This is a genomic window from Pantoea sp. ANP04 (assembly GCF_041982285.1).
Lineage (GTDB): Bacteria > Pseudomonadota > Gammaproteobacteria > Enterobacterales > Enterobacteriaceae > Pantoea > Pantoea eucalypti.
The window spans coordinates 154,999-177,857 of sequence record NZ_JAUTYS010000008.1 but is presented as its reverse complement, the minus strand read 5'-3'; the positions used below and the strand labels follow the sequence as shown (position 1 = coordinate 177,857).

Annotated in this window: 19 protein-coding genes and 1 pseudogene; 5 read left to right on the top strand and 15 right to left on the bottom strand. The window is 51.9% G+C overall.

Annotated features, from left to right (window positions below; translation table 11 throughout):
* Window positions 1-180: 180 nt before the first annotated feature.
* The gene (gene mgtA / locus Q7C21_RS12915; protein ID WP_039659469.1) at window positions 181-2,883 is read left to right on the top strand and encodes a magnesium-translocating P-type ATPase; all 2,703 of its coding nucleotides are present in this window, start codon (window positions 181-183) and stop codon (window positions 2,881-2,883) included.
* Entirely contained in the window at window positions 2,849-2,980 is a 132-nt protein-coding gene (gene mgtU / locus Q7C21_RS12910) for a magnesium transporter protection protein MgtU (protein ID WP_008926754.1), read from the top strand. The genes mgtA and mgtU overlap by 35 nt, the downstream gene beginning before the upstream one ends.
* Before the next feature lie 68 nt (window positions 2,981-3,048).
* On the opposite strand, the gene Q7C21_RS12905 is transcribed toward mgtU, so the two are convergent.
* From Q7C21_RS12905 to Q7C21_RS12855, 11 genes are all read right to left on the bottom strand, one after another.
* Window positions 3,049-3,903, bottom strand: a complete 855-nt coding sequence (locus tag Q7C21_RS12905) for a PA4780 family RIO1-like protein kinase (RefSeq protein ID WP_003850345.1) — start codon at window positions 3,901-3,903, stop codon at window positions 3,049-3,051.
* Between the two features lie 324 nt (window positions 3,904-4,227).
* Entirely contained in the window at window positions 4,228-4,716 is a 489-nt protein-coding gene (locus tag Q7C21_RS12900) for a cold-shock protein (protein ID WP_003850339.1), read from the bottom strand.
* Between the two features lie 144 nt (window positions 4,717-4,860).
* Complete coding sequence (locus Q7C21_RS12895) at window positions 4,861-5,106, bottom strand: YmjA family protein (RefSeq protein ID WP_003850337.1); 246 nt, start codon at window positions 5,104-5,106, stop codon at window positions 4,861-4,863.
* 328 nt (window positions 5,107-5,434) lie between these two features.
* Complete coding sequence (locus Q7C21_RS12890; protein WP_003850334.1) at window positions 5,435-6,397, bottom strand: ribokinase; 963 nt, start codon at window positions 6,395-6,397, stop codon at window positions 5,435-5,437.
* Entirely contained in the window at window positions 6,394-7,290 is an 897-nt protein-coding gene (alsK, locus tag Q7C21_RS12885) for an allose kinase (RefSeq protein ID WP_375150767.1), read from the bottom strand. Before alsK ends, Q7C21_RS12890 begins: the two co-directional genes overlap by 4 nt.
* Window positions 7,287-7,979 carry a D-allulose 6-phosphate 3-epimerase gene (gene alsE, locus Q7C21_RS12880; RefSeq protein WP_003850331.1) on the bottom strand — a complete coding sequence of 231 codons (693 nt, stop codon included), beginning with the start codon at window positions 7,977-7,979 and terminating at the stop codon, window positions 7,287-7,289. Before alsE ends, alsK begins: the two co-directional genes overlap by 4 nt.
* Entirely contained in the window at window positions 7,979-9,028 is a 1,050-nt protein-coding gene (locus Q7C21_RS12875) for an ABC transporter permease (RefSeq protein ID WP_375150776.1), read from the bottom strand. The genes alsE and Q7C21_RS12875 overlap by 1 nt, the downstream gene beginning before the upstream one ends.
* Before the next feature lie 15 nt (window positions 9,029-9,043).
* On the bottom strand, window positions 9,044-10,033 hold the full coding sequence (locus Q7C21_RS12870) for an ABC transporter permease (protein ID WP_008926751.1): 990 nt from the start codon (window positions 10,031-10,033) through the stop codon (window positions 9,044-9,046).
* Entirely contained in the window at window positions 10,026-11,531 is a 1,506-nt protein-coding gene (locus tag Q7C21_RS12865) for a sugar ABC transporter ATP-binding protein (RefSeq protein WP_110411066.1), read from the bottom strand. Before Q7C21_RS12865 ends, Q7C21_RS12870 begins: the two co-directional genes overlap by 8 nt.
* A 1-nt stretch (window position 11,532) precedes the next feature.
* Complete coding sequence (locus tag Q7C21_RS12860) at window positions 11,533-12,516, bottom strand: substrate-binding domain-containing protein (protein WP_003850327.1); 984 nt, start codon at window positions 12,514-12,516, stop codon at window positions 11,533-11,535.
* 12 nt (window positions 12,517-12,528) lie between these two features.
* The gene (locus Q7C21_RS12855) at window positions 12,529-13,359 is read right to left on the bottom strand and encodes a DeoR/GlpR family DNA-binding transcription regulator (RefSeq protein ID WP_008926749.1); all 831 of its coding nucleotides are present in this window, start codon (window positions 13,357-13,359) and stop codon (window positions 12,529-12,531) included.
* Window positions 13,360-13,988: 629 nt separating this feature from the next.
* Here Q7C21_RS12855 and Q7C21_RS12850 point away from each other — a divergent pair.
* Window positions 13,989-15,140: an ABC transporter substrate-binding protein gene (locus Q7C21_RS12850; protein ID WP_375150766.1), complete on the top strand. Its 1,152-nt coding sequence runs from the start codon at window positions 13,989-13,991 to the stop codon at window positions 15,138-15,140.
* A gap of 50 nt (window positions 15,141-15,190) precedes the next feature.
* Window positions 15,191-17,164 carry a catecholate siderophore receptor CirA gene (gene cirA, locus Q7C21_RS12845; protein WP_187512828.1) on the top strand — a complete coding sequence of 658 codons (1,974 nt, stop codon included), beginning with the start codon at window positions 15,191-15,193 and terminating at the stop codon, window positions 17,162-17,164.
* Between the two features lie 174 nt (window positions 17,165-17,338).
* Here cirA and oxlT read toward each other — a convergent pair whose 3' ends face one another.
* Window positions 17,339-18,613 (bottom strand): oxalate/formate MFS antiporter, encoded by a 1,275-nt coding sequence (gene oxlT, locus Q7C21_RS12840; RefSeq protein ID WP_375150765.1) that lies wholly within the window; start codon window positions 18,611-18,613, stop codon window positions 17,339-17,341.
* 505 nt (window positions 18,614-19,118) lie between these two features.
* A complete protein-coding gene (locus Q7C21_RS12835) occupies window positions 19,119-19,673 on the bottom strand; it encodes a contact-dependent growth inhibition system immunity protein (RefSeq protein WP_187961174.1) in 555 nt (184 codons plus the stop codon).
* Between the two features lie 1,029 nt (window positions 19,674-20,702).
* Here Q7C21_RS12835 and Q7C21_RS12830 point away from each other — a divergent pair.
* The gene (locus Q7C21_RS12830) at window positions 20,703-20,924 is read left to right on the top strand and encodes a hypothetical protein (RefSeq protein WP_187512831.1); all 222 of its coding nucleotides are present in this window, start codon (window positions 20,703-20,705) and stop codon (window positions 20,922-20,924) included.
* A 316-nt stretch (window positions 20,925-21,240) separates the two neighbouring features.
* On the opposite strand, the gene Q7C21_RS12825 is transcribed toward Q7C21_RS12830, so the two are convergent.
* On the bottom strand, window positions 21,241-21,705 hold the full coding sequence (locus Q7C21_RS12825) for a hypothetical protein (protein ID WP_375150764.1): 465 nt from the start codon (window positions 21,703-21,705) through the stop codon (window positions 21,241-21,243).
* A 412-nt stretch (window positions 21,706-22,117) separates the two neighbouring features.
* Window positions 22,118-22,547, bottom strand: a pseudogene (locus Q7C21_RS12820) (hypothetical protein); the annotation flags it as partial.
* Window positions 22,548-22,859: the final 312 nt, after the last annotated feature.

The following is a 22,859-nucleotide window of genomic DNA, read 5'->3' as shown; positions in this document are numbered from 1 at the left end:
ACATGCTGCGTTTAACCGACGTCGGCTAATCCTGTGCGCGTCATTATTTTGCGTGCAGGCGGAATAACGTGATTATTCCTGAAGGTCACCGCATTAAATAACCCGGCTTCGCCAGGTTTTATCCATGCACCTTATTTTGCGTGCAGGACAACTATTGCTTTAAATCAGGGAGATGTCGAAATGAGCGACATGAAACTGGAGCAGGTTGCGATCACTTCATCCGGCAACCGTAACGATAAAAAAAGTAAAAAAATGTTTGCTGTAGCACAGCAGGCAGGCCAGCACGTTGAGACGACGCTGGCAAACCTGCGCAGCCACCATCAGGGCCTGACTCAGGCTGAAGCGGCAAAGCGCCTGAGCCTGTACGGCCGCAATGAAGTCGCGCATGAGAAAGCGCCACCGGCGCTGATTCAGCTGCTGATGGCGTTTAATAACCCGTTTATCTACGTATTGCTGGTCCTGGCGCTGGTGAGTTTTGTAACGGACTATTGGCTGCCGCTACGCGCTGGTCAGGAGACCGATCTTTCCGGGGTGATCATCATCTGCACCATGGTGATGCTCAGCGGGTTGCTGCGCTTCTGGCAGGAATTTCGCACCAACCGTGCGGCGCAGGCGCTGCAGTCACTGGTTCGTAGCCAGGTTACCGTGCTGCGGCGTGAGGCGGACAGCGAAACCGCACAGCGCCAGGATGTGGATATGAGTGAACTGGTGCCGGGCGATATCATTCTGCTCAGCACCGGCGACCAGGTGCCAGCCGATGTGCGCCTCCTGAGTTCACGTAACCTGTTTATCAGTGAAGCGGTGCTGACCGGCGAGTCGCTGCCGGTTGAGAAACACAGCAGTGATGCGGGTATTGACGGCACAGGCCAGACTGCTAAAGAGCTGCTGGCGTCAGCGAATATCTGCCTGATGGGTACCAGCGTAGCCAGCGGTACAGCCAGCGCCGTCGTCGTCGCGACCGGTGGCGAAACCTGGTTTGGCTCGCTGGCCTCATCGCTGACCGGAAGCCGTCCGCAAACTGCATTTGATCGCGGGGTGAATAGCGTCAGCAAACTGCTGATCCGCTTTATGCTGGTGATGGTGCCGGTGGTGCTGCTGATAAATGGCTTCACCAAAGGTGACTGGATGGATGCCACGCTATTTGCACTGGCGGTTGCGGTCGGGCTGACCCCGGAAATGCTGCCGATGATTGTCAGCGCCAACCTGGCCAAAGGCGCAATTGCGATGTCTCGTCGCAAAGTCATCGTTAAAAAGCTCAATGCCATTCAGAACCTTGGGGCAATGGACGTGCTCTGTACGGATAAAACCGGCACGCTGACTCAGGACACCATTCTGCTGGCGCATCATCTGGATGCACAGGGCAATGAAGATGCTCAGGTCCTGCTGCTGGCATGGCTGAACGGCAGCAGCCAGAGTGGCGCGAAAAACCTGATGGACCGCGCCGTACTCAGCGCGGGCGATAAAATCATTTCGCAGTCTCTGCGCAGCCAGTTTCAACTGGTGGATGAGTTGCCGTTTGATTTTGATCGCCGCCGGGTTTCAGTGCTGGTGGAAGATCTGGCTCAGCATCGTTCACAGCTGATCTGCAAAGGCGCAGTCAAAGAGATGCTGGCGGTAAGTATCGCCGTGCGCAAGGGCGATGCGGTCGTTGCACTGGATGCGGCGCAGCGAGCGGCGCTGCTGACACAGACCGAACACTATCATCAGCAGGGTTATCGTGTGCTGCTCGTGGCAACCCGTGATGAGGAGCTGCGCGCGCCGCTCAACGACAGTGACGAGCGCGATCTGGTTATTCAGGGCATGCTGACCTTCCGCGATCCGCCAAAAGCCAGCGCGGGTAAAGCGATTAAAGCCCTGCGCGACAGTGGTGTGGCGGTGAAAGTGCTGACCGGCGACAACCCATTGGTGACGCTGCGTGTCTGTGCCGATGTCGGACTGACCGATCCGGCGATGCTGACCGGCGATCAGATTGAGGCGATGAACGATGACGAACTGGCGCAGGAAGTGGAACGTTGCACGCTGTTTGCCCAGCTTACGCCGCTGCAGAAATCACGTCTGGTGCGGCTGATGCAGCAGAATGGTCACACCGTCGGTTTCCTGGGAGATGGCATTAATGACGCGCCTGCACTCCGGGCGGCGGATACCGGGATTTCCGTGGACAGCGCGGCAGATGTGGCGAAAGCCTCCTCGGACATCATCCTGCTGGAGAAAGATTTACAGGTGCTGAATGAAGGTGTCCTCAAAGGACGCGAGACCTTTGGCAACATCATCAAGTACCTGAACATGACCGCCAGTTCCAACTTCGGCAATGTTTTCTCGCTGCTGGTGGCCAGTGCCTTTATTCCGTTTCTGCCGATGCTCTCCATTCATCTGCTGATTCAGAACCTGATGTATGACATTTCCCAGCTGGCACTGCCGTGGGACAAGGTTGACCGTGAGTTTCTGAATAAGCCGCGTAAATGGGATGCCGGCAACATTAAACGCTTCATGCTGTGGATGGGGCCGACGTCGTCAATTTTTGACGTCACGACCTTTGCGCTGATGTGGTTCGTTTTTGGCGCGAATCATGCGGGCGTGCAGTCGCTGTTCCAGTCCGGCTGGTTTATCGAGGGATTGCTGTCACAGACGCTGGTAGTGCATATGCTGCGTACCCGGAAGATTCCGTTTATCCAGAGTCGCGCCACCTTACCGGTGATGCTGACCACGCTGACGATTATGGCGCTGGGCATCCTGATTCCGTTCTCACCGCTGGGCGCGATGGTCGGTCTGGTGCCACTGCCATGGCAATACTTCCCGTGGCTGGTGCTGACGCTGTTCAGCTACTGCCTGGTGGCGCAGGGAATGAAACATGTCTACATCCGCAGGTTTGGTCAGTGGTTCTAGGGAGGAGAAGATGAAAAAAGGCAGGCTCGATAAAGTTTTTGTCGGCGTAATGATTATCGGCTTAACTCTGATTGCGCTGACGGTCGTGGTGCGATGATAGCGTTGTAAAACTGCGAACATTAAAAGGCAGCGAGGCGACTCACTGCCTTTTTTATTAATGGGCGATTACTCTTCGTCGCGCTCACGGCTGGCGCGCTGGCGTTCGTAATATTCATCCTCTGCAGTAATGATCTCATCCATCAGCGAATCCATATCAACCACGCGCTCCTCTTCCACAAACTCTCCGGTAAGCGGCGTTTCTGGTGTGAGCTTGCCATCCTCATACAGCAGCCAGATCTCTTTGGCATAGCGCGTCTTAAGCAGCTGCGGAGCGAACTGACCATAGTATGAAGTGATGTTGTTTACGTCACGTTCGAACATCGACTCGGCATGGTTATTGGCCGCCGCATCAACCGCCTGGGGCAGGTCAATAATCACCGGTCCCTGATCGTCCAGCAGCACGTTGAACTCGGATAAGTCACCATGCACGATACCTGCACAGAGCATGCGGACGATGTTACGGATCATGGTGTTGAAATCGGTGATTGCCTGCTCTTCGGAGAGCATGACATCGCTGAGGCGAGGCGCAACCGCACCGTTGGCGTCAGTTACCAGCTCCATCAGTAACACACCGTCGATGCAGAGATAAGGCTGCGGCACACGAACACCGGCGTTAGCCAGGCGGAACAATGCGTCTACTTCGGCAGTCTGCCAGGACTCTTCCTGCTGCTTACGGCCAAATTTCGTGCCTTTCTGCATGGCGCGGGCGTTACGGCTGTTGCGGGTTTTACGTCCTTCCTGATACTGCACCGCCTGCTTGAAGCTACGCTGAGTCGCTTCTTTATAGACTTTGGCGCACTGCACCTTGCCGCCGCAAAGCACGGTATAGACGTCTGCTTCTTTGCCGCTTTTCAGCCGCTGCAGGACATCGTCAATCAGGCCGTCATCGACCAGTGGCTGGATTCTGTTTGGGATTTTCATGCGGCTTTATACCTTATTTCACCCACTTTTCGTATCAATTTGCGATGATGGAAATATTGGCAATGACTGAACAAAGAATCTGATTCTACCCTGGAATGTGGCTTTATGGGGATGATCCTTGATGACCAGCGCGTTTGACCTTTGTTTTTTCATAAACAATGGATTAGCTGGAAGAGCAGGGCAGTTTTGTCTGCACGAGTATCGTTTTCTGGCCACTGCGCACAGCTGGCAGGGATGATGTGTCCGGGGAAAAACCTGTAGAGCAGACCGAAGCGGTCTGTCAGGCCAGCATCCTGCTCACAGAAAACTGGCCCACCTGCGGGATTATTTCAGGCTTTTAAGCACGTTAACCGTGCTGTCGATGTCGATCTCATCTTCAGAGAAGGTCAGCGTGGTTCCCTGGAATGTGGTGACCGCCAGCTTTTTCAGCGAGCGCATTTCATTCGCTTTCGTGTCAGATTTCGGCCGGATGTTATTCAGCAACAGGCCGACTGACAGCACCGCGTTCTCTTTATCGACACCGGCATCGACCGGGACTTCTTCGCTGTAGACCAGGTAAGATTTGATCGAGGTGATCTTCAGCCGCTCGCCTGCGATGTAGATGTATTTGCTTGTCGGCGCGACTTTCACCGCATAGGCAGATAAGCCTTTGTTGTTGGTGGTGGGTTCAAAGGTCACCGCCGCATCTTTTTTGATCAGGTCAGGGTTGGCGACCTTAATCACATGAAAATAGCGGTTATCGCCGTTTTCATCTTTGATAAAGCCAAAACCTTTATCTTCAAACCACGTTGTGATCGTTCCGTTCATCGCCATTTTTGCCTGCTTAATCTACTCAGTTTTTTACAGCGCGCAGTGTAAAACACAATGCCTGCACAGACTATATAAGTCTGGATGATAATTTTCAGCTGCGCCAGAGGGCGAGGTGATGGCGCTCACTCGTCTGGCGATGAGTAACAGTTACTCGTTGCCCCAGCGGTTCAGGAACTCCGCGATATCATCAATACGCTGCTCATCAATGCCGGCTTCACGCGCCATATCCTGCTGCGACGCTTCACTGATCTCTTCGTTGTTCATCAAACGGGTGATCAGCAGCTGGAAGTAATGGGCCAGCGGGGTACGTTCAGCTTCGCTTACCGGCTTAGCAGACTCCGTCGCATACTCATCTGCGACATCATAATATTTGAGAGAAATTTCGTTATTCATAGGGTGTCCGCAGCGTTGAAGTTACGTTAAGGCCTCACCGTCGTTCGTGGCATGGCTCAAAAGGAGATTATTTCGTGTTTGGGCGGGAGCTGTAAAGGGGGAAGGGCTTCAGCGCACATCTTCAGGCGTTGAGCATTTTATACTGAGCAAAAAACGATTCCCCTCCTGATAACTGATCGCCGGGCTGTAACGCCATCAACACGTCGCAGCACGACGGTTTCCTGCCAGGCACGGGAGGAGATGCCCGATGAGCACTCTCCTGAAAATCCTCGCGCTGTTCAGCGCGAGTTCAGAGTGGAACTGATGAAGATCAGCTTGCCGGTCTGCATCACGCGATTACGCTCTCAATCGGCTCGATAATACATTCCGGATGCGCCTGCAGCCGCGCGAAAGCCTCGGCATACGAGGGCATCGAGTCGGCTGCGCCGGCACGTTCGACACAGAGTGAGGCAAATGCCGCAGCAAATCGCGCCGCCTGGGGCAGATCCTCGCCGGACGCGAGCCGGGCGGCAAGCGCGCCATTAAACGCGTCGCCAGCACCTGTGGTATCGCGCGGCTGTGCCGGAAAAAGCGGAATACGCTGCTGCTGCGCAGGTGTAGAGAGCAGGGCGCCAGCAATGCCCAGCGTGATAATGACCTGACGCGCACCCTTACGATGCAGTACCTCTGCGGCGCGACGTGCGCTGGCAAAATCAGTAACGGTTACCCCGCTAAGCTGGCTCGCTTCCGTGCTGTTAGGCGTCAGCAAATCAACCTTTGCCAGCAGCGCATCGCTGATTTTTTGCCACGGCGCCGGGTTGAGAATCACAAAGGTGCCGCTGGCACGCGCGTTATCAACCATGCGTTGAATGGCACTCAGGTTGTTTTCCAGCTGTACCAGCAGAATATCGGCAGCGGCTACAGTAGGCTGGCAGCGCGTGACCTCTGCAGCGGTCACGGTGGTATTGGCGCCCGGATAGACAGAAATCATATTTTCAGCGTCGTCGCCTGCGACGTAAATCAGCGCGTTACCGGTGGGTTTCTCTTTACAGGTAAACAGCGTAATGGCGTCAAAGCCGGTTTTCTCCAGATGACGTCGCGCGAAAAGGCCAAAATCGTCATTTCCCACTTTACCGATGTAGTGCACCCGAGCACCAGCGCGCAGCGCCGCCGTAGCCTGATTGGCGCCTTTACCGCCCGCGCCCATCATGCTGTTGTGCGCTGTCAGCGACTCCCCTGGTAGCGGAAAGCGACGCATCACGGCAACAACATCGAGGTTAAAGGAACCGAAAACACATACTTTTCCTTTCATCCTGCGCTCCTGAACAGGCGTTCGGCGGCGAGACAGGCACCGCGACAGCCCGTGTAGTCGGTTGAGTGGCTGAAAATGATCTTCAGGTTTTCGCGCGTGACCGGTGGCCGAAGATGCTGCTGAATCTGGTTGCGCAGCAACGCCAGCGGAAAATCAGCCATCGCCAGCACACCGCCGCCGAGGATCAGATATTCCGGGTCGAGTATATTCATCTCAGTTGCAATCAGCTGCGCCAGCCGTCGCACAAACGCCTGAAGTTCAGGCTGGTCGCCGTGATGGGTAAACAGCGCAGAAATAGGCGTGTCGGCGGCGTTCAGCGCGGCCCAGTGACTCAGCCAGTGGCCTGAGGTCAGGGTCTCCGCGCAGCCGCGATTACCGCACGGGCAGGGAAGATCATTGCCTGCCACCGGCACATGCCCCAGTTCGCCAGCACCGCCATGCTCGCCATGATAAAACTGCCCATTGAGCCACAGACTGTTGCCCATTCCGGTGCCGGGATAGAGGCCGACGGCGTTATCCGGCAGTTGCTCCAGCTGCAGCAGATCCCACAGCATCAGATGGTTCACATCTTTGTCCATCGCCACGGGCACACCGAGCTCCGCTGCCAGGCGTGCCGCCACAGGCTGGTGGTCCAGCGCCTGGATAAAAGGCAGCGAAATCACCTGCATTCTGTCGCGGCTGAGGATACCCGGCAGGCCCAGCATAATGCCGCTGACCGGCTGCTGTTCCAGCGTATCATCAATAAGCTGAGCCAGTGCCTGCAGCGCGTCCGGCTGCCGGGCCCAGCTGGCGGTGGGCACCTTGCGAAAGCTGCTCCAGACGCCTCCCGCTTCCATGAGCTGCAGCCGGGTACCGGTGCCGCCAATGTCGATACCGAGCCAGCGCGGTTTCATGCAGACACCTGCGCCAGCCCCTGGGCTTCATCAATGCTGTCGCGCATCATCTTCCAGGCGGTGGCTAAATCGTCATGAATGTTAAATAAGCCCGAGGTACCGACAATCAGGACTTCTGCGCCCGCGCCAATAAGCTGGTGATAAGTGCGGGTGTTACAGGAGCCGTCGATTTCGATCAGATAGTGATATCCGTGCTGCTGCTTCAGTGCTTTCAGCTCACGCACCTTTTCAACCATTTCCGGGATAAAAGGCTGGCCGGCGTAGCCCGGATCCACCGTCATCACGGTGATCTTGTCGAGCAAATGGATATAGTGCTGAATATATGAGATTGGGGTAGCTGGATTGAGCACCACGCCCACTTTTTTACCATAACTGCGGATCAGATTAATGACGCGAAACGCGTCGCGGTTGATCGTCTCCGCGTGCGGACAGATATAGTCAGCCCCCGCTTTTGCAACCGCCTCGATAAAATTAGTCGGCTCTTCCACCATCAGATGCACGTCGATCGCCACGCGGGTGAAAGGACGGATCTGCTCAATGAAGAAAGGAGAGAGCGTTATATTTTTAACGTAATGACCATCCATGATATCCACATGAAGAAAGTCAGCGCGCGAGTCGAGAACCTGTAGCTGGTGCTTGATCTCCATCAGGTTCATACACATCAGTGACGGGGAGATTTGAGTACGCATCATACTTCCTTCTTTTCAGACAGAGGATTAAGCACCGCGGCCAGCCTGCTGAGCTTTACTGCACGGTGTTCGTTGAATCGGGTTTTAAATTGTTTAAAGGCGAGGACCACAATCAATACCGCGCCCCACATTGCCAGGCTGACGTGCTGACTGATGTTCATCAGATTGAAACCGGTTGAAAGTACCTGCAGCGCAATCAGTGCCAGCACCACACCGGTGACGCGACCGAATCCGCCGTTGGGATCGGTGCCGCCAAGAATAATCGCCAGTACTGTCAGTAACAGATAAGCATCGCCATAACCCATGCGCGCGGAGTTAAAGCGCGCCATCATAATCAGGCCTGCCAGTACGCAGAGCAGGCTGGAGATCACATAGACCAGCATCACCATGCGATGGGTATTGATGCCGCTGAACCAGGTGGCGTTGATATTGCTGCCGCCCATGTAAATGCATTTTCCCGCGCGGGTTTTACCGAGAAACAGTGCCAGTAGCGCGGCGGCGATCAGGAATACCCAGAGCGGCAGCGGCATACCCAGCAGCGTATCAGCACCCAGCGCCTGTACCACCGGCGGCATGCCGCTGACGGCAGCCCCTTTGGTCAGCCAGATACCGATACCGTTCAGCGTCATCATCGTTGCGAGTGTGACCAGAATCGGGTGCGCGCCGATTCGCGTTACCATCAGACCCGTTACCACGCCGATTACGACGGCGATCAGCATGGCGCCAATGATGGCGATGAACAGCCAGAGCAGTTGCAGCGCCATGCCGGCTCCGGCGGGCAGGGCGCTCATCAGCGTCCAGGCGATAAACAGCGCCGTCAGGTTAGCGGTCGCGATAATGGCAAGGTTCAGGCCGCCGCTGAGGATGGCGATAAACATCGCCAGTGTGAGTAAGCCCAGCTCCGGCAGCTGAAATGCCATACTCATAAAGGTTGAGTCGGTCAGGAAGCGACCCGGCAGCATCACCGTAAAGATGGCCAGCGCCAGCGCGATAAGCAGCATCAGGCCGATGTTGGTGCCGTCCGGGCGCAGTGCAGTCAGTGATTTCATCATCAGTGCCCTCTGTCACACGAAACTGACGTCAGTTTCTTTGCGTTTTTTGTAATGGGTCACGGCGATCGCAATCATGATGACGCCGCCAACCACGATATTCATGAAGTAGTTCGATACTCCCACCAGATTGAGGCCGTTCTTCAGAATGGCGATCAGGAAAACCCCCATCAGTGTGCCGCTGACTGTGCCTTTGCCGCCCATCAGGCTGGCGCCGCCCAGCACGGTCGCCGCCAGGACATCAAGCTCACCGCCAACCAGCGCATTCGGCACCACTTCGCCCATGCGATAGACCTGTACCAGCCCGCCAATCGCCGCCATCGCGCCCAGCCAGCCATAGGCGAAAACGTGGATCAGTCCAACGCGAATACCAATACGACGGGCTGACTCCGCATCCCCTCCGACGGCGTAAAGCTGACGGCCCAGATTGGTTTTGTTCAGCAGCAGGGCCGTTACTGCAGCAATCAGCAGCATCGTGACCAGGGGCAGGCCCACCTGAAAGCTCTCTCCCTGCCAGCTGAACGGCAGCACGTTGCGCAGCGTGATCCACCACTCCGGCAGCGAATAGAGGCTGCGGCCACCGGTTACCCACATCAGCAGTCCGAACAGCAGCGATTGCATGCTGATGGTGATGATGATGGAGACCACCCGCAGCGTGGTAATCAGGAGCGCATTGATTACGCCGAACAGCGTGCCGCACATCACCGCCAGCACAATGCTGAGCAGCGCATTATCGAACTGGAACTGCACAAAGAGTGACGCAAGCAGGTACTGCACCACGGAGGCGACAGCCGCAAAGGAGATATCGATACCGCCGGTGACCAGCACCACAAACAGACCCAGTGCAAAGATGCCGGTGACGGCATAGCTCTCTGCCAGATCCAGCAGATTCTGCATGGTGAGAAACTGATCGCTGGCAACCGAGAAAAACAGAATGAATGCCAGCAGTACCCAGGCGAGCCAGCCCTGACTGGAGTGCGGACGAAAACGGGAAAAGTCAGGCATTGATCACCTCCGCCAGCTGCTGCTGCTCGACGCTATCAGGTTGGTATTCGGCATGGATCGTGCCATCGCGGAAATGCAGGATGCGGTCGCAGTTGTACCAGACCTCTGGCACTTCATCGGAGATCAGAATGATCGACAGGCCCTCTTTCGCCAGCTCATGGATCAACTGGTAAATACTGGCCTTGGCACCCACATCTACCCCAACGGTAGGCGAGTCGAGGATCAGAATTCGCGGCTGGGTCAGCACCCATTTCGCCAGCACAATTTTCTGCTGATTGCCGCCGGAGAGGGTAGAAATGGCGAGGTTCGGATCGGCCACGCGCACGCCAAGCTGCTGGATCCACTGCAGGATCAGCTTGTTCTTGCGGTATTCATCAATCAGGTGAAACCGGTTCTGGAGTTTGTCGAGGATCGGCAGCACCATGTTGTCTGCCACAGACTGCTGCTGCACCAGGCCCAGCGTCAGGCGATCTTCCGACACATAGCCGATACCCGCTTTGATTGCATCTTCATGGCCGCGAAAGCGTACCGGCTTACTGTCGAGCCAGATCTTGCCGCTGTCGGGACGCGTCATCCCGAACAGCGACAGCGCCAGCTCAGTGCGTCCGGAACCCAGCAGGCCGCATAGTCCAAGCACCTCGCCTTCATACAATTTAAAATTGACGTTGTGATACTGGCCGGCGCGGGTTAAATCTTCTATCTCCAGAATGGCGCGGTCATCGTTGCGTGTCGGCGCTTTAAGCTGGTAGTCGAGTTTCAGACCGGTCATCAGCTCCGTCAGGTGATGGGGCGTCATCTCCCGCGCGGGCCAGCAGCCCATTTTGCGCCCGTCACGGATTACCGTAACGCGGTCAGAAATCTCCAGCACTTCATCAAGCCGGTGGCTGACAAACACCACGCAGATATTTTTGTCTTTCAGATAGCGTACGGTTCGCAGCAGCTGATTTACTTCGGTGCGGGTCAGGGAGGCGGTGGGTTCATCCATGATCACCAGCCGCGCATCGGCGACCAGGGCACGGCAGATCGCCACCTGTTGACGCTGCGCGATGGAGAGCGCTGCGACCTTTTCATCCAGATTCAGGTCGAACTTCAACTCATTAATAATGCTGCGCGCGCTTTCCTGCAGCCGCGCGCGGTGGTGCCAGCGCAGCAGGCCGTTGAGGTTATGCTCAAAGGCGATGTTCTCTGCCACGCTCAGGTTGGGAAACAGCGACAGATCCTGATAAATCACCTGGATACCGAAGTCGCGCGCCTGCCGGGTAGTAAGGCGCGGCAGTGGCGCGCCGTCGCCCAGGGTGATGCGGCTGCCGCTGTCCGGGGCGTGCACCCCGGAAATCACTTTGATCAGAGTGCTCTTGCCACAGCCGTTGGTGCCAGCGAGACAGTGCACTTCGCCTGCCAGTAAGGTCAGGGAGATATCGCTCAGCGCGCGGTTACCACCAAATGTTTTCGACAGGTTATCGAGCGCAATCAGTGTCTGTGGAGTGACCTCTTGCATATCAAAGCCCCATTTTTACCAGTTTTGGCAGGTTTTCTTTATCCAGACTCTCTGTGTTGTTACCGAGAATGGTGTGGCTCTTTTCATCCACTTTTACCTTGCCCAGCCCCTCAATCGTCATGCCGTCAGTAATCGGCTCTTTCTTCTGCATCATGTCGGCAATACGCACAAAGACTTCGCCCGCGGTCTCAGGATTCCAGATGTAGCCGCCTTTGATGGCGTTACGCTGAACCAGGGAGGCACCCTGTCCCGGACTGAAAGAGCCAAGGACACAAACCTGATCGATTTTTTTACGGTTCATGACCGCACGTCCGGCACCGATTGGCCCCTGCGAACCAAACGCCAGGATGCCTTTCAGATCGGGATATTTTGACATCAGCTCATTCGTGGTACGGATGGAGTCATCCAGTGATTCACCAACGCCAAATTTGTCGGTGACCAGCTGCATTTTGGGGTAGTGCTCTTTCTGATAAGCGAGTGCGGCGTCAGTCCACTGCTGATGCAGCGGCACCGTCAGGCTGCCCACATACATGGCGTATTTGCCTTCATCGTGCATGCACTTCGCCAGTGCTTTCATATGATTGATGCCATGGGTTGTCGCATCGACCAGTTCAAAATCCCAGTTGGCGCCCTGCTGACCGGGAGACTCATGGGTAATGACTTCGATACCGGCATCGCGTGCCCGTTTCAGCACCGGCTCCAGCACTTTTGGATCGTTGGGGACTACGCCGATGATATCGACTTTCTGCGCAATCAAATCTTCAATGGCACGCACCTGAAGTGCCGGGTCAGCGGCAGTAGGGCCGACCATCCACGCATCAATACCGCGTTTCGCTGCTTCACTTTTAATGCCGGTTTCCATGGCATTGAACCAGGGAATACCGCCAATTTTGACCACAATACCCATACGCAATTTATCAGCAGCTTGCGCGCCCGTGGCGGCAAACAGAGCAAGTAAAGAGCAGGCGATAAGATGTTTTTTCATACAGACTCCGGGTTAATTTTTAATTAGCTGCATGGATTGATAACGCTGTGAACAGACGATGACATTAACGCCATTCCACGCCAGTTCCTGTTCAAGCTCTTTATCTTTTAATTGGTCAGTAATAAGAAAATCGACATCGCGGTAATGACATATCCGGGCGAACGAGGGCCGCAGAAATTTACTGCCATCCATTAAAAGATGTTTTTTTTCGGCGGCCAGCAGCATCTGTTGTTTCAGGTGTGCATTATTCTCATTGCCTTCGCGTAAATATCCGTCGTTACCCAGACTGCTACAGGAAAAAAATATTTTATTAATCTGAAATTCCCGTAGTGGTTGCTCAGCCACCACCCCATGGAAAGCCTCATCACGATCGGAATATTCACCGCCCAGACAGATAGTGCGAATACTGCCGCGAGCGGCAAGCGTCTGTACGATGCGCAGCGAATTGGTTAATACCGTTAATTCAATGTCTGGCAACTGTCGCGCCAGATACCAGCAGGTGGTACTGCTATCCAGTAAAATACAGTCGCCGGGGCTGATAAAGTCGAGCGCGCGTTTGGCAATAATCATTTTTTCATCAACGTGCTCGTTAATTCGCTGCCGAAAAGTTAATTCACTTTGGTTAGCGATTCTGCTATTTCCTTGTGTGCCAGTGTTCTGTTTTTTTATCAGAACGGCGCCGCCATGGCTGCGTTGTAATAAACCGCGCTTTTCAAGCTGGCTTAAATCACGCCGAATTGTTTCCTGTGAAACCTGACACAGAGTGACCAGTTCTGAGACAATTACCCGGCCATTTATATTAATCTCATTAATAATTCTTTGCTGTCTTTCAATCGGCAACATACTTATCCTCCGATGGATATAAAGTACTGGAAGCAGACACGGGAAAATGTGGACTGGGCAGGAGTCCACGTGGGTAAATTGCGCTGGCGTTTATAAGGTGATGAAGTCGAAATATTTCATGAAAAATATTGCGGCTCATTACATTATTTAGTGATTTTGCTCACATAATTAGCCTTATACGGCAGGTAGCAATCACCAAAAGGGTTAATAAACTATATAGACATTGTTGCTATGGCGTGACTGTTTATGACCGTTTGTGTGGGTTTGACCGTTTAAATCCACACCTGACTTTCTCAGCGTTCCTGTTAAGTCACCTGAGGGTGATGGAAAGAGAAAAAATAACAGACTCAGTCCTGGTGATTCAGACGAAAATCAAGCTGTTCCGGCAATGGTTCTTCCGCTGAGCGGTTTCTGCTTTTATGATCACGAGACTGCCGTAATGGAATGCGCAGCCTCGTTCACGCTTTTCATCTTTCAGTTTTGTGACTCTCTGACCGTTGTTTATGGGCACTTTAGTGCGCTCAATCACCGGGCTGCGTACAAATGTAAATGTAGATGTAATTGATAATAGTTATCGTTTGCATTATTATTTGCTCCTCTTCAGGGAAACGCAAAGGAATCGGAAGAAGATGAATTATCCTCAGAAACTAGTAAAAGTGCTTTCTGGCAAGCAGATAGCTGCCGGATTCGCAGGCCTCACGTTCGGTTTGCTCAGTGTAACGGCACAGGCGGTCACCGTCACAGACGTTGCGGGACGCACGGTTACCGTGCCGGATGATGTTCAGCGTGTGGTACTCGGAGAAGGCCGCTTGTTCTTCGCGCTTTCGCTGCTTGAGGGACAGAAACCGTTTGACCGAATCGTCGGCTGGCAGGGCGATTTCCGTAAACTTGACCCGCAAACCTACGCCACCTATCGGGCGAAGTTCCCGCAAATCGACAACATCCCGTTGATCGGCACGACCAGTGCCGACACCATCAGCCCGGAAAAAGTGCTGACGCTGAATCCGCAGCTGGCGATTTTCGGTCTGTCGGGACATGGTCCCGGCAAAGGAAGTGAGCTGGTGAAACAGCTGCAAAACGCCGGTGTGCCCGTGGTGTTTGTGGACTTCCGCACCTCTCCGCTCAAAAACACTCTGCCGAGTATGGAACTGCTGGGGAAAGTACTGAACCGCGAGAAACAGGCGCAGGAGTACATCCGCTTCTATCAGGAGAATATTAAACGCGTCACCGATGTCACCCGCGATATCCCGATGCAGGATAAACCGAAAGTCTTTATCGAACTGCGGGCCTCCACAGCAGATGAATGTTGCCGCTCAGCCGGTAACGGCAACATGGGTGATTTTATCGATCTGGCGGGTGGCGTGAATATCGCCAAACCTCTGCTGCCGGGCGCGCTCGGTCAGGTGAATCTGGAAAAAGTCATTGCCGCGCAGCCGGATGTCTATCTGGTCAGTGGAGGTGCCAGACCACCGAAAGCGGGTGATCCGCAGCCGGTCAGTTTAGTGCTGGGCGCGCAGACCACACCAGAACAGGCAAGCGGCAGCCTGAAGCCGCTGCTGGCGCGTAAAGGCATCAGCACGCTGAAAGCCGTGCAAGAGGGGCGCAGTTTTGGCATCTGGCACAACTATTACAACTCTCCCTATAACGTGCTGGCCGTTCAGTACTTTGCCAAAGCATTTTATCCGCAAAAGTTTGCCGGGCTCGATCCGCAGAAAACACAAAAACAACTTTATAAACAGTTCCTCGCTGTCGAACCGACCGGCACTTACTGGACAAAGTAAAAGGAACTTTGCCCCGGCTGCCGGGGCGTTTTACCTCTCGGAGAGAAGAAATGGTTAAGACTAAATTTACACCTGCCGTTAAAGCGGGGCTGTTTGCACAACTGATTACTGCCACGATGCCGGTGATGGCGGAAGAGGCCAGCGAGGTGAAAGAAAATGAAGATCAGATGGTGGTTACAGCCTCCTCTGTCGAACAAAATCTCAAAGATGCCCCCGCCAGTATCAGCGTAATCACTCGCGAAGATCTGCAGAGAAAACCGGTACAAAACCTCAAAGAGGTGCTGAAAGACGTTCCCGGCGTACAGCTCACCAATGAAAGCGATAACCGACAGGGTGTCAGCATTCGCGGACTGGGCAGCAGCTACACGCTGATCCTGGTCGACGGCAAACGCGTGAATTCCCGCAACGCCGTCTTCCGCCATAACGATTTTGATCTGAGCTGGATCCCGGCAGAATCGATCGAACGTATTGAAGTGGTGCGCGGGCCGATGTCCTCTTTATATGGGTCCGATGCGCTGGGTGGTGTGGTCAACATTATCACCCGTAAAGTCGGCACCCAGTGGCACGGCACGCTGAGCGCAGACACCACCGTTCAGGAACACCGCGATCGCGGTGACAGCGGCAACGGAAATTTCTTTGCCAGCGGCCCGCTGGTTGACGATTTACTGGGCGTGAAAGTTTATGGTGCGCTGGGTAAACGCAATAAAGATCAGGCCAGTTCCGCCAGTGGCAGCACTGGTCAGCCGCGCATTGAAGGTTACACATCGCGCAATGCTAATGTGGAATTCTCACTGACGCCGGATAAAGATCAGGACATCACGTTCGGTTACGGGATGGATCGTCAGGATCGGGATTCCGACACCCTGGATAAAAACCGTATCGAGCGCGAAAACTACTCGCTCGGCCACGCTGGCCGCTGGGGAGTGGCGAATACCGAACTGCGTTTTTACGGTGAAAAAATCGAAAATAAAAACGCCAAAACCATTACCTCGAAAAACAATTCTCTCGACGGCAAAGTCGTGATCCCGCTGGGTGATTACACTCAATTCCTGACGTTCGGCGGTGAATACCGCAACGATAAGCTGGAAGATGCGGTAAACATGAAAAATGGCGGCAGCGTGCAGGCTAATCAGTATGCGCTGTTCCTGGAAGATGAATGGCACATCTTCGAAAACCTGACGCTGACTGGCGGCGTACGCATGGATGACCACGAGAACTACGGCGTCAACTGGAGCCCGCGTGCCTATCTGGTCTACAACGCCACCGATACGGTCACGTTGAAAGGCGGCTGGGCATCCGCTTTCAAAGCGCCTTCTCTGCTTCAGCTGAGCCCGGACTGGCTCAGTGGTTCATGCCGCGGGAGCTGCAATGTGGTGGGCAATAAGGATCTGAAAGCAGAAACCAGCGAAAGCATGGAGTTCGGACTCTATTACGCCGGTCAGAGAGGGTGGCTTGAAGATGTTACCGCCAGCGCGACGGTGTTTCAGAACGACATTGACGACATGATTACGGTTATCCGCACCGCCAACCGCAGTCTGGCGCCATCCTATCCAAACTTTGCCGGATTTGATGCCAGCGGCAATCCGATCTTCCGCTATTACAACGTGAATAAGGCACGGATCCGCGGGCTGGAAACGGAACTCGGTCTGCCGGTCGCCGACAAGCTGAATCTCCGGCTGAATTACACCTACAATGACGCCCGCGATCTGAGTAACGGCGGCAATAAACCGCTCTCCGAACTGCCGTTCCACACGACGAATGCGACGCTTGACTGGAAACCGCTGGAGGACTGGAGCTTCTATCTTTCCGCGAATTACAAAGGCAAGAGCCGCACCGTGACCGATGGCAATGCAACACCAGGCGGATATACCACCTGGAATACCGGCGGGTCATATCAGGTGAACAAAGCGGTGAAAATCCGTGCTGGCGTTCTGAACCTGACCGATAAAGATCTCAACCGCGACGACTACAGCTATAACGAAGATGGCCGCAGATATTTCGCGGCTGTTGATTACAGTTTCTGATCGTCAGCGCCGGCCGGGACATCAGCAGTCCCGGCTGTTTTTGCGCTTTAAGTGGTTACTACGGGTTCCATCAGAGCCTGACATCAGAATCAGTCCGTCCTGACGATGCATTGTAAGAACGCAGAAGATGCCTGTTCAGTTCTGATCTCATTCAGCGATGTCACTCACCGACAATTAATGTGCACGATTATTTTGCGCGTGCATAAAGCGTGCACACCAGGGCTTGAGCACCCACAACGCCAGACCGGCCGTGATAAAGTCGAAGGTAATCGCGCAGCCAAAGACCAGGTGCCAGTTATGGGTGTGCTGATACATCAGCGCCGCCAGCGGGCCACCAAAGATCGAGCCAATCCCCTGAGACATATAGAGCCAGCCATAGTTTGTGGAGGCATTTTCACTGCCAAAAGTATCGGTGAGTGTGGAGGGGAACAGCGAGAAGATTTCACCCCACCCGAAGAACACGACGCCTGAAAGCAGTACGAACAGCACGGGATCTTCACGGCAGGCGAGCCACAACGTCATCGCGACACCTTCCAGTGCGAAGGCAATAAACATGGTATTTTCGCGGCCGTAGCGGTCGGAAATAAAACCAAACAGGGGACGCGTTAAACCGTTTGTGAAACGGTCAATGGTCAGCGCCAGGGGCAGGGCGGCCATACCGAAAACGACTGCTTTGCTGATGCCAAAGTCTTCAGCAAAAATTGCCATCTGCGAAGTGACCATCAGTCCTGAGGTCGACATCATGGTCATCATCATGAACATCAGCCAGAACAGCGGCTGGCGCAGCATTTCTCTGGATTTAAACTGGCGCTGGCCTCGTACGGGTGACGATGTGTTGCTGACCGGCATCATCGCGCTGCTTTCAGGCAGCCTCAGGTTCTGGCTGGCGAGAAGTCCCACAGCGGCGAAGATGAGACCAAATGTCGTCATCGTCTGTTCCAGCCCGTAGCTATTAAGAGAAATGGAAATCGGGAAGGTGGTAAAAATTGCGCCCATGCCATAGCCCGCCGCAACGGTTCCGGCGGCAAAACCGCGTTGCTGTGGAAACCACTTCATCACCAGTCCCACTACGCCGATATACACAATCCCCGTCCCCAGTCCGCCCAGGCAGCCATAGACCAGATAGAGAGCAGTCAGGCTATCGACCCGGGCCGCGATTACCCAGCTGAAGCCCGCCATCAGCGTACCGATGGAGATCAGCAAACGTGGACCAAAGCGCTCAACCAGCCGGCCCTGGAAGGGTGAAAAAAAAGTCTGCAGAATAATCAGCAGCGAGAACGTGACCTGCAGTTCCGCCAGCCCGACGCCGAGTTTGGCAATCATCGGTTTGGTTAACAGCGTCCAGACGTACTGCGGGCTGGAAATAGCTGCCATGCAAATCAGTCCAAGCAGAAGCTGCACCCATTTGCTGTGTTTCGCTATTACCACCGGTTCGCTTATCGAGGTCATTATTATGTCTCCACTTTACGCTCTGCTACACAGCTGAAATCAGTCTGCTCTGTTTACACACTGTTCTGGCATTGCGCAGATCCAAACCGTTGCCTGCTGCTAATGCCAGATTACTGAGACCGATATGTCGGTACATAGGTGTATAAAGAGAATTAAGCAGAAAATGTGCCAATAAAAATAACGATTAATATCAAAAGGTAATGAGATGGCTTAGAGAGTTAGTGTGATGAAGTGCAAAGATTTAGTGCGCTGAGATGGTGCGTGGGAAAGCGCTGGTGGTCAGAAAGGTAGCCGGGGGTTTTGGTTTTTAGGATGATGCGCTGAGAGGGGCTGTCGTAAAGAGCTTTAACCGGTGGCTGAAAGATTGGGTATGGAATGGGTAGATTCTGACTCTAGGAAAAAACTGGAAACACAAATAACCCGAAGGGTTTTCAACTTCGGGACTTTAGGGAGTTTGATGATGGATGGGGTAATCATCAACCAGAAAAATCTACTCCTGAAAGCCTTATTTCTCTGAAGAGATCTGACGAACAGTCATCAGGAATTCATGAGCCGTGGTTTCCCAAAGTTCAGGGGCAAAATCAAACCCATATCGTTTCCTGAATTCCTTTTCGACATTGCCATCATAGGCTGAGATAAAATCGTCAACTTCTTCGACAAGATCGTTGAGCATCCAGTCTGGTGCTGACTTTTTGAACAGCCGCACTATGCCTTCGATTGTATCCTCGCCATCATTGATGATGTCTGCGTCCTGATTGAAATAACCGAAAATCAGTTGGTCAAGAAAGTGGAATTTTTGCATTTTGTACCTATAAATCCGGGAATGCTGTGAGAATGTATTAGGGTTGCCGTTATATTGCTGAAACTCGATAACAAATCTCACATTTTTCATGACTATTAGCTGGCTACCTCCGCGCCGGAAACCATAGCCGATCGCTTTGCCAGATGCATTGCGAATAGTCAGCCTGGCTCCGCCCAACACCGATTTTATTACGTCACGGTTAGCGAAAAGCGCTTTCGATATAGCTTCTTCTGCTGACCGTACCTGTGATCCAGTCACTGCGTCCGGGCGTGGAGGTGAACGGCCAGCGCGTCACAAAGGTGCAGCTGAACAGCGGCACCACGACAATCACCTGGACGCCGCGAAACCGCACAACAAGCCATCCGGTGCTGAGTTTCTGCCAAAGTTCGACAATTGAAAAGAGTGAAAAGAATTTCAGGAATTTTTAGTAATAGGATCTCCAAAAGGAGCTAAAGAAAAACATAACTTATTTTTATAGCTTAAAATAATTCTGTTTATGTATATTTAAATGGATCGTCTTTTAGATAACATGTTTATAATTATAATCGTTAAATAACCATATAAATCAATTTTTAACATGGGGTCTAATTAGTGGTGGCGCTGGAATATAGTTCCAATGGAAATCCTGCGTCAGATTAGATATTCTCAACCCTGGACATAATTTGCTTATAAGGAAGAGTATGGACGCAAAGCAAATTGCTTATGGAATTGTGGATGGTATGTCATCGATTCCTTCGGGCATATATCAGGGGGTTATAAGAACGTAGCAGGGTTGCGGCCTTGCCGGGAGCGATCTTAAGAACCGGAATCGAAGGGAAACAGAACGATTTATGCGGTTGGTTAAGGCCACTAAAGACAGGCATGAACCAATCCGACAACTGGTTACTATTTTGATTTTCGATTTTTATGCAAAGCTCGATAATTAGAGTAAGCAAGCTATTGATGGTAAGCTGGGTTATGGTGCTGGCAGGCTAGGGGGAAGGGTAGGTTCACAATTTATTCTGGCCCAGTTTATAGCTAAAAAAATTTTAACTCGTATTGTTATTGCTGAGACCTTTAAGCGGTTTGTGAGAGTTGGTTCGTCGCTATCGTTGAACCTTCTCATGATTCAAGGGTTAATCGAAGAGGCTTCACTCGCATCAAGACGGATGCAAAGCAGATTCCTAAAGACTTATTCTAAGGTTTCCCGACTGAATTTGGATATGGTCTATTTTCTTGTTGAGAAGCCACTTGAACCCTATCTGATGTACATCAACAGCCATACATTAATGTGTAAAGGTATACAGAATGAACTCTGCAAAATCATTTCTACTAAAATTCGGTAAGTTCATAGGTATACAAACTACTAATGTGGTTGAAGCTTTTTCCACGGGGATCTGCTCCTTCGCAGCATTTTTCTCGTTGTTTATATTTGAAGGCTGGCCATTAAAGATTGTTGGTTTTTTTGGTTTTTTCATACTGGCCTGGTTTATCGCTTATCTAATGGATAAGCTAAAAGGTGAAGCATGATTATTATGTCACATAATCTGTAAGTTATGATATTAAACGCTAAAGCCATGATACTAATCATGGCCTTTTTTATTGCGTACTTTCTCTTATCAAAACCAGCATATCTCAAGGATGTGCTCTATGGAGTAATTGCTGGTGATCCTTTAACCACTATGTGATCTGGCTGTGTGGTGAATACTGGAACGTAACCCTTTAATTTATTTGGCTGGCGAAGTCTGAATGGATTTTTTATCTTTGTGAATTTAAATGAAAATTATTGATTATAAAATTGTTGGTACACCTAAATGTATAACAATTGCTTTTGCTAAATGGTTTTTTATGCAGGGGAGGGCGATGGCTTTGCATCTATCTTCAGATACGCTTTCAGACCTGAAGAGCGTTTTACGCCACGCGGATCCGAAAAGAAAGGGATACGGAGCTTTGGTGAGTCGTTCACTTTAATTGTCCAGACAGACCTGCCAATGAAATTGAACTCAATGATTTCGTGATTGACAGACAGCGCCTCGAAAGAACCTGACGAATATGCATTGCCAACCTGCAAACTTTCAACAATACCCTGACTCAGGCTGATGAGAGTAACAGTAAGAAACTCTTCAAAGATCACATCATCCGTTGTGAAAAGAATATACCTATCATTGTCGACTTTAACGGAGGCTTCGAGTACCTGTCCTTTTATAGTGATACCCGTCGGTTTGTTATCGATTAATACTTCAGAAACGGCCTGCTGAAAATCAGTCGCTTTACTTTTCTCAATAAGCTTTACCGAGAGAGTTTGTTCCATGACTATCTCCATACTGGAAAAATTAAATAATATGAAGTTGGATAAAAATCACAATAAGTCCAGGTAGCAAACAGCATGAAAAACCAAATGCAAAAGTATAGTAAAGCGGTTTGAGAGTATTTATCTTTTTTATATTTTGACTTTCATGTGCAAAATTATAAGCATTATCGCTCCTGTTTAAAAATAAGATTTTTTTGTTTTGTTTTAATCGCATGAAAAAATAGGCCATTAGAGGTGAACCTATATATCCCATATTGCAGTGCAACAAGTAAGGGGGGGGAAGTGTATGCTTTTGTTGGAAGTCTGAGATCAATTCCTTGTAGCGAGACCTGTTAATCAGATACAAAATAACACTTACTACTAAGCAAACTAAAGGAAGCATAATCAAGACCATCAGGACCGATTTCATTTCTCAAATTCCCATGTATTCATAGATAGTATCCATTACAGAATCACTCGCTTTAGCACCTGCATATCATAGCCCGCAGCTATTGAGCCAACAGAAGCGCAGACTACCGCGCCGGTTCCTGCTGTGGCGATCCCTATTGCTGCGCATACACCTACACCTGCGAAAGAACCGGCTGCGCCAGCTCCCACACCCGTTAAGGTCGAAGCACCAAACTTACCATACTCTTTGAATGCGGTTCTTTTACATTCGCTCTCACGTCCTTTAATGCAGGCATTGAGTACGTCATTCGTGGTCCAGCAAAGGCAAACCCCATTCCTATGTAACCACCTGATTTCAAGAACTTTGCCGCTTTTGCTGCATTGCCTGCATAACTTGAATATCATGCCAGCCCCACTGTAGACCATTCATGTACCAGGGAGCGACTGGGTAGGTTTTGATCTACTCCCAGTATCAGATACAACCTTCAGTTAGTAATATAGAATTATCGTGATTGCCTTTTGTTTGCTTTCTCAAATTTAATATCAACTATCATTATATTTTTTTCGGATTTTAACGTTTTTATTATTGAGGGTTAGGTTGGATTGTTAATTTAAATGACTATTTTAGTTCTGTCATTTTTAATGAATTTTTTAAAAGCTAAATGATAAGTGGATATCTTTTCTTCGATCAGGTCAAACAAAGATGATAAGCAAAACTACTGGATAATGCAGTATTCAAGAGTTATTCTGCAGGCAGCTTAACATAT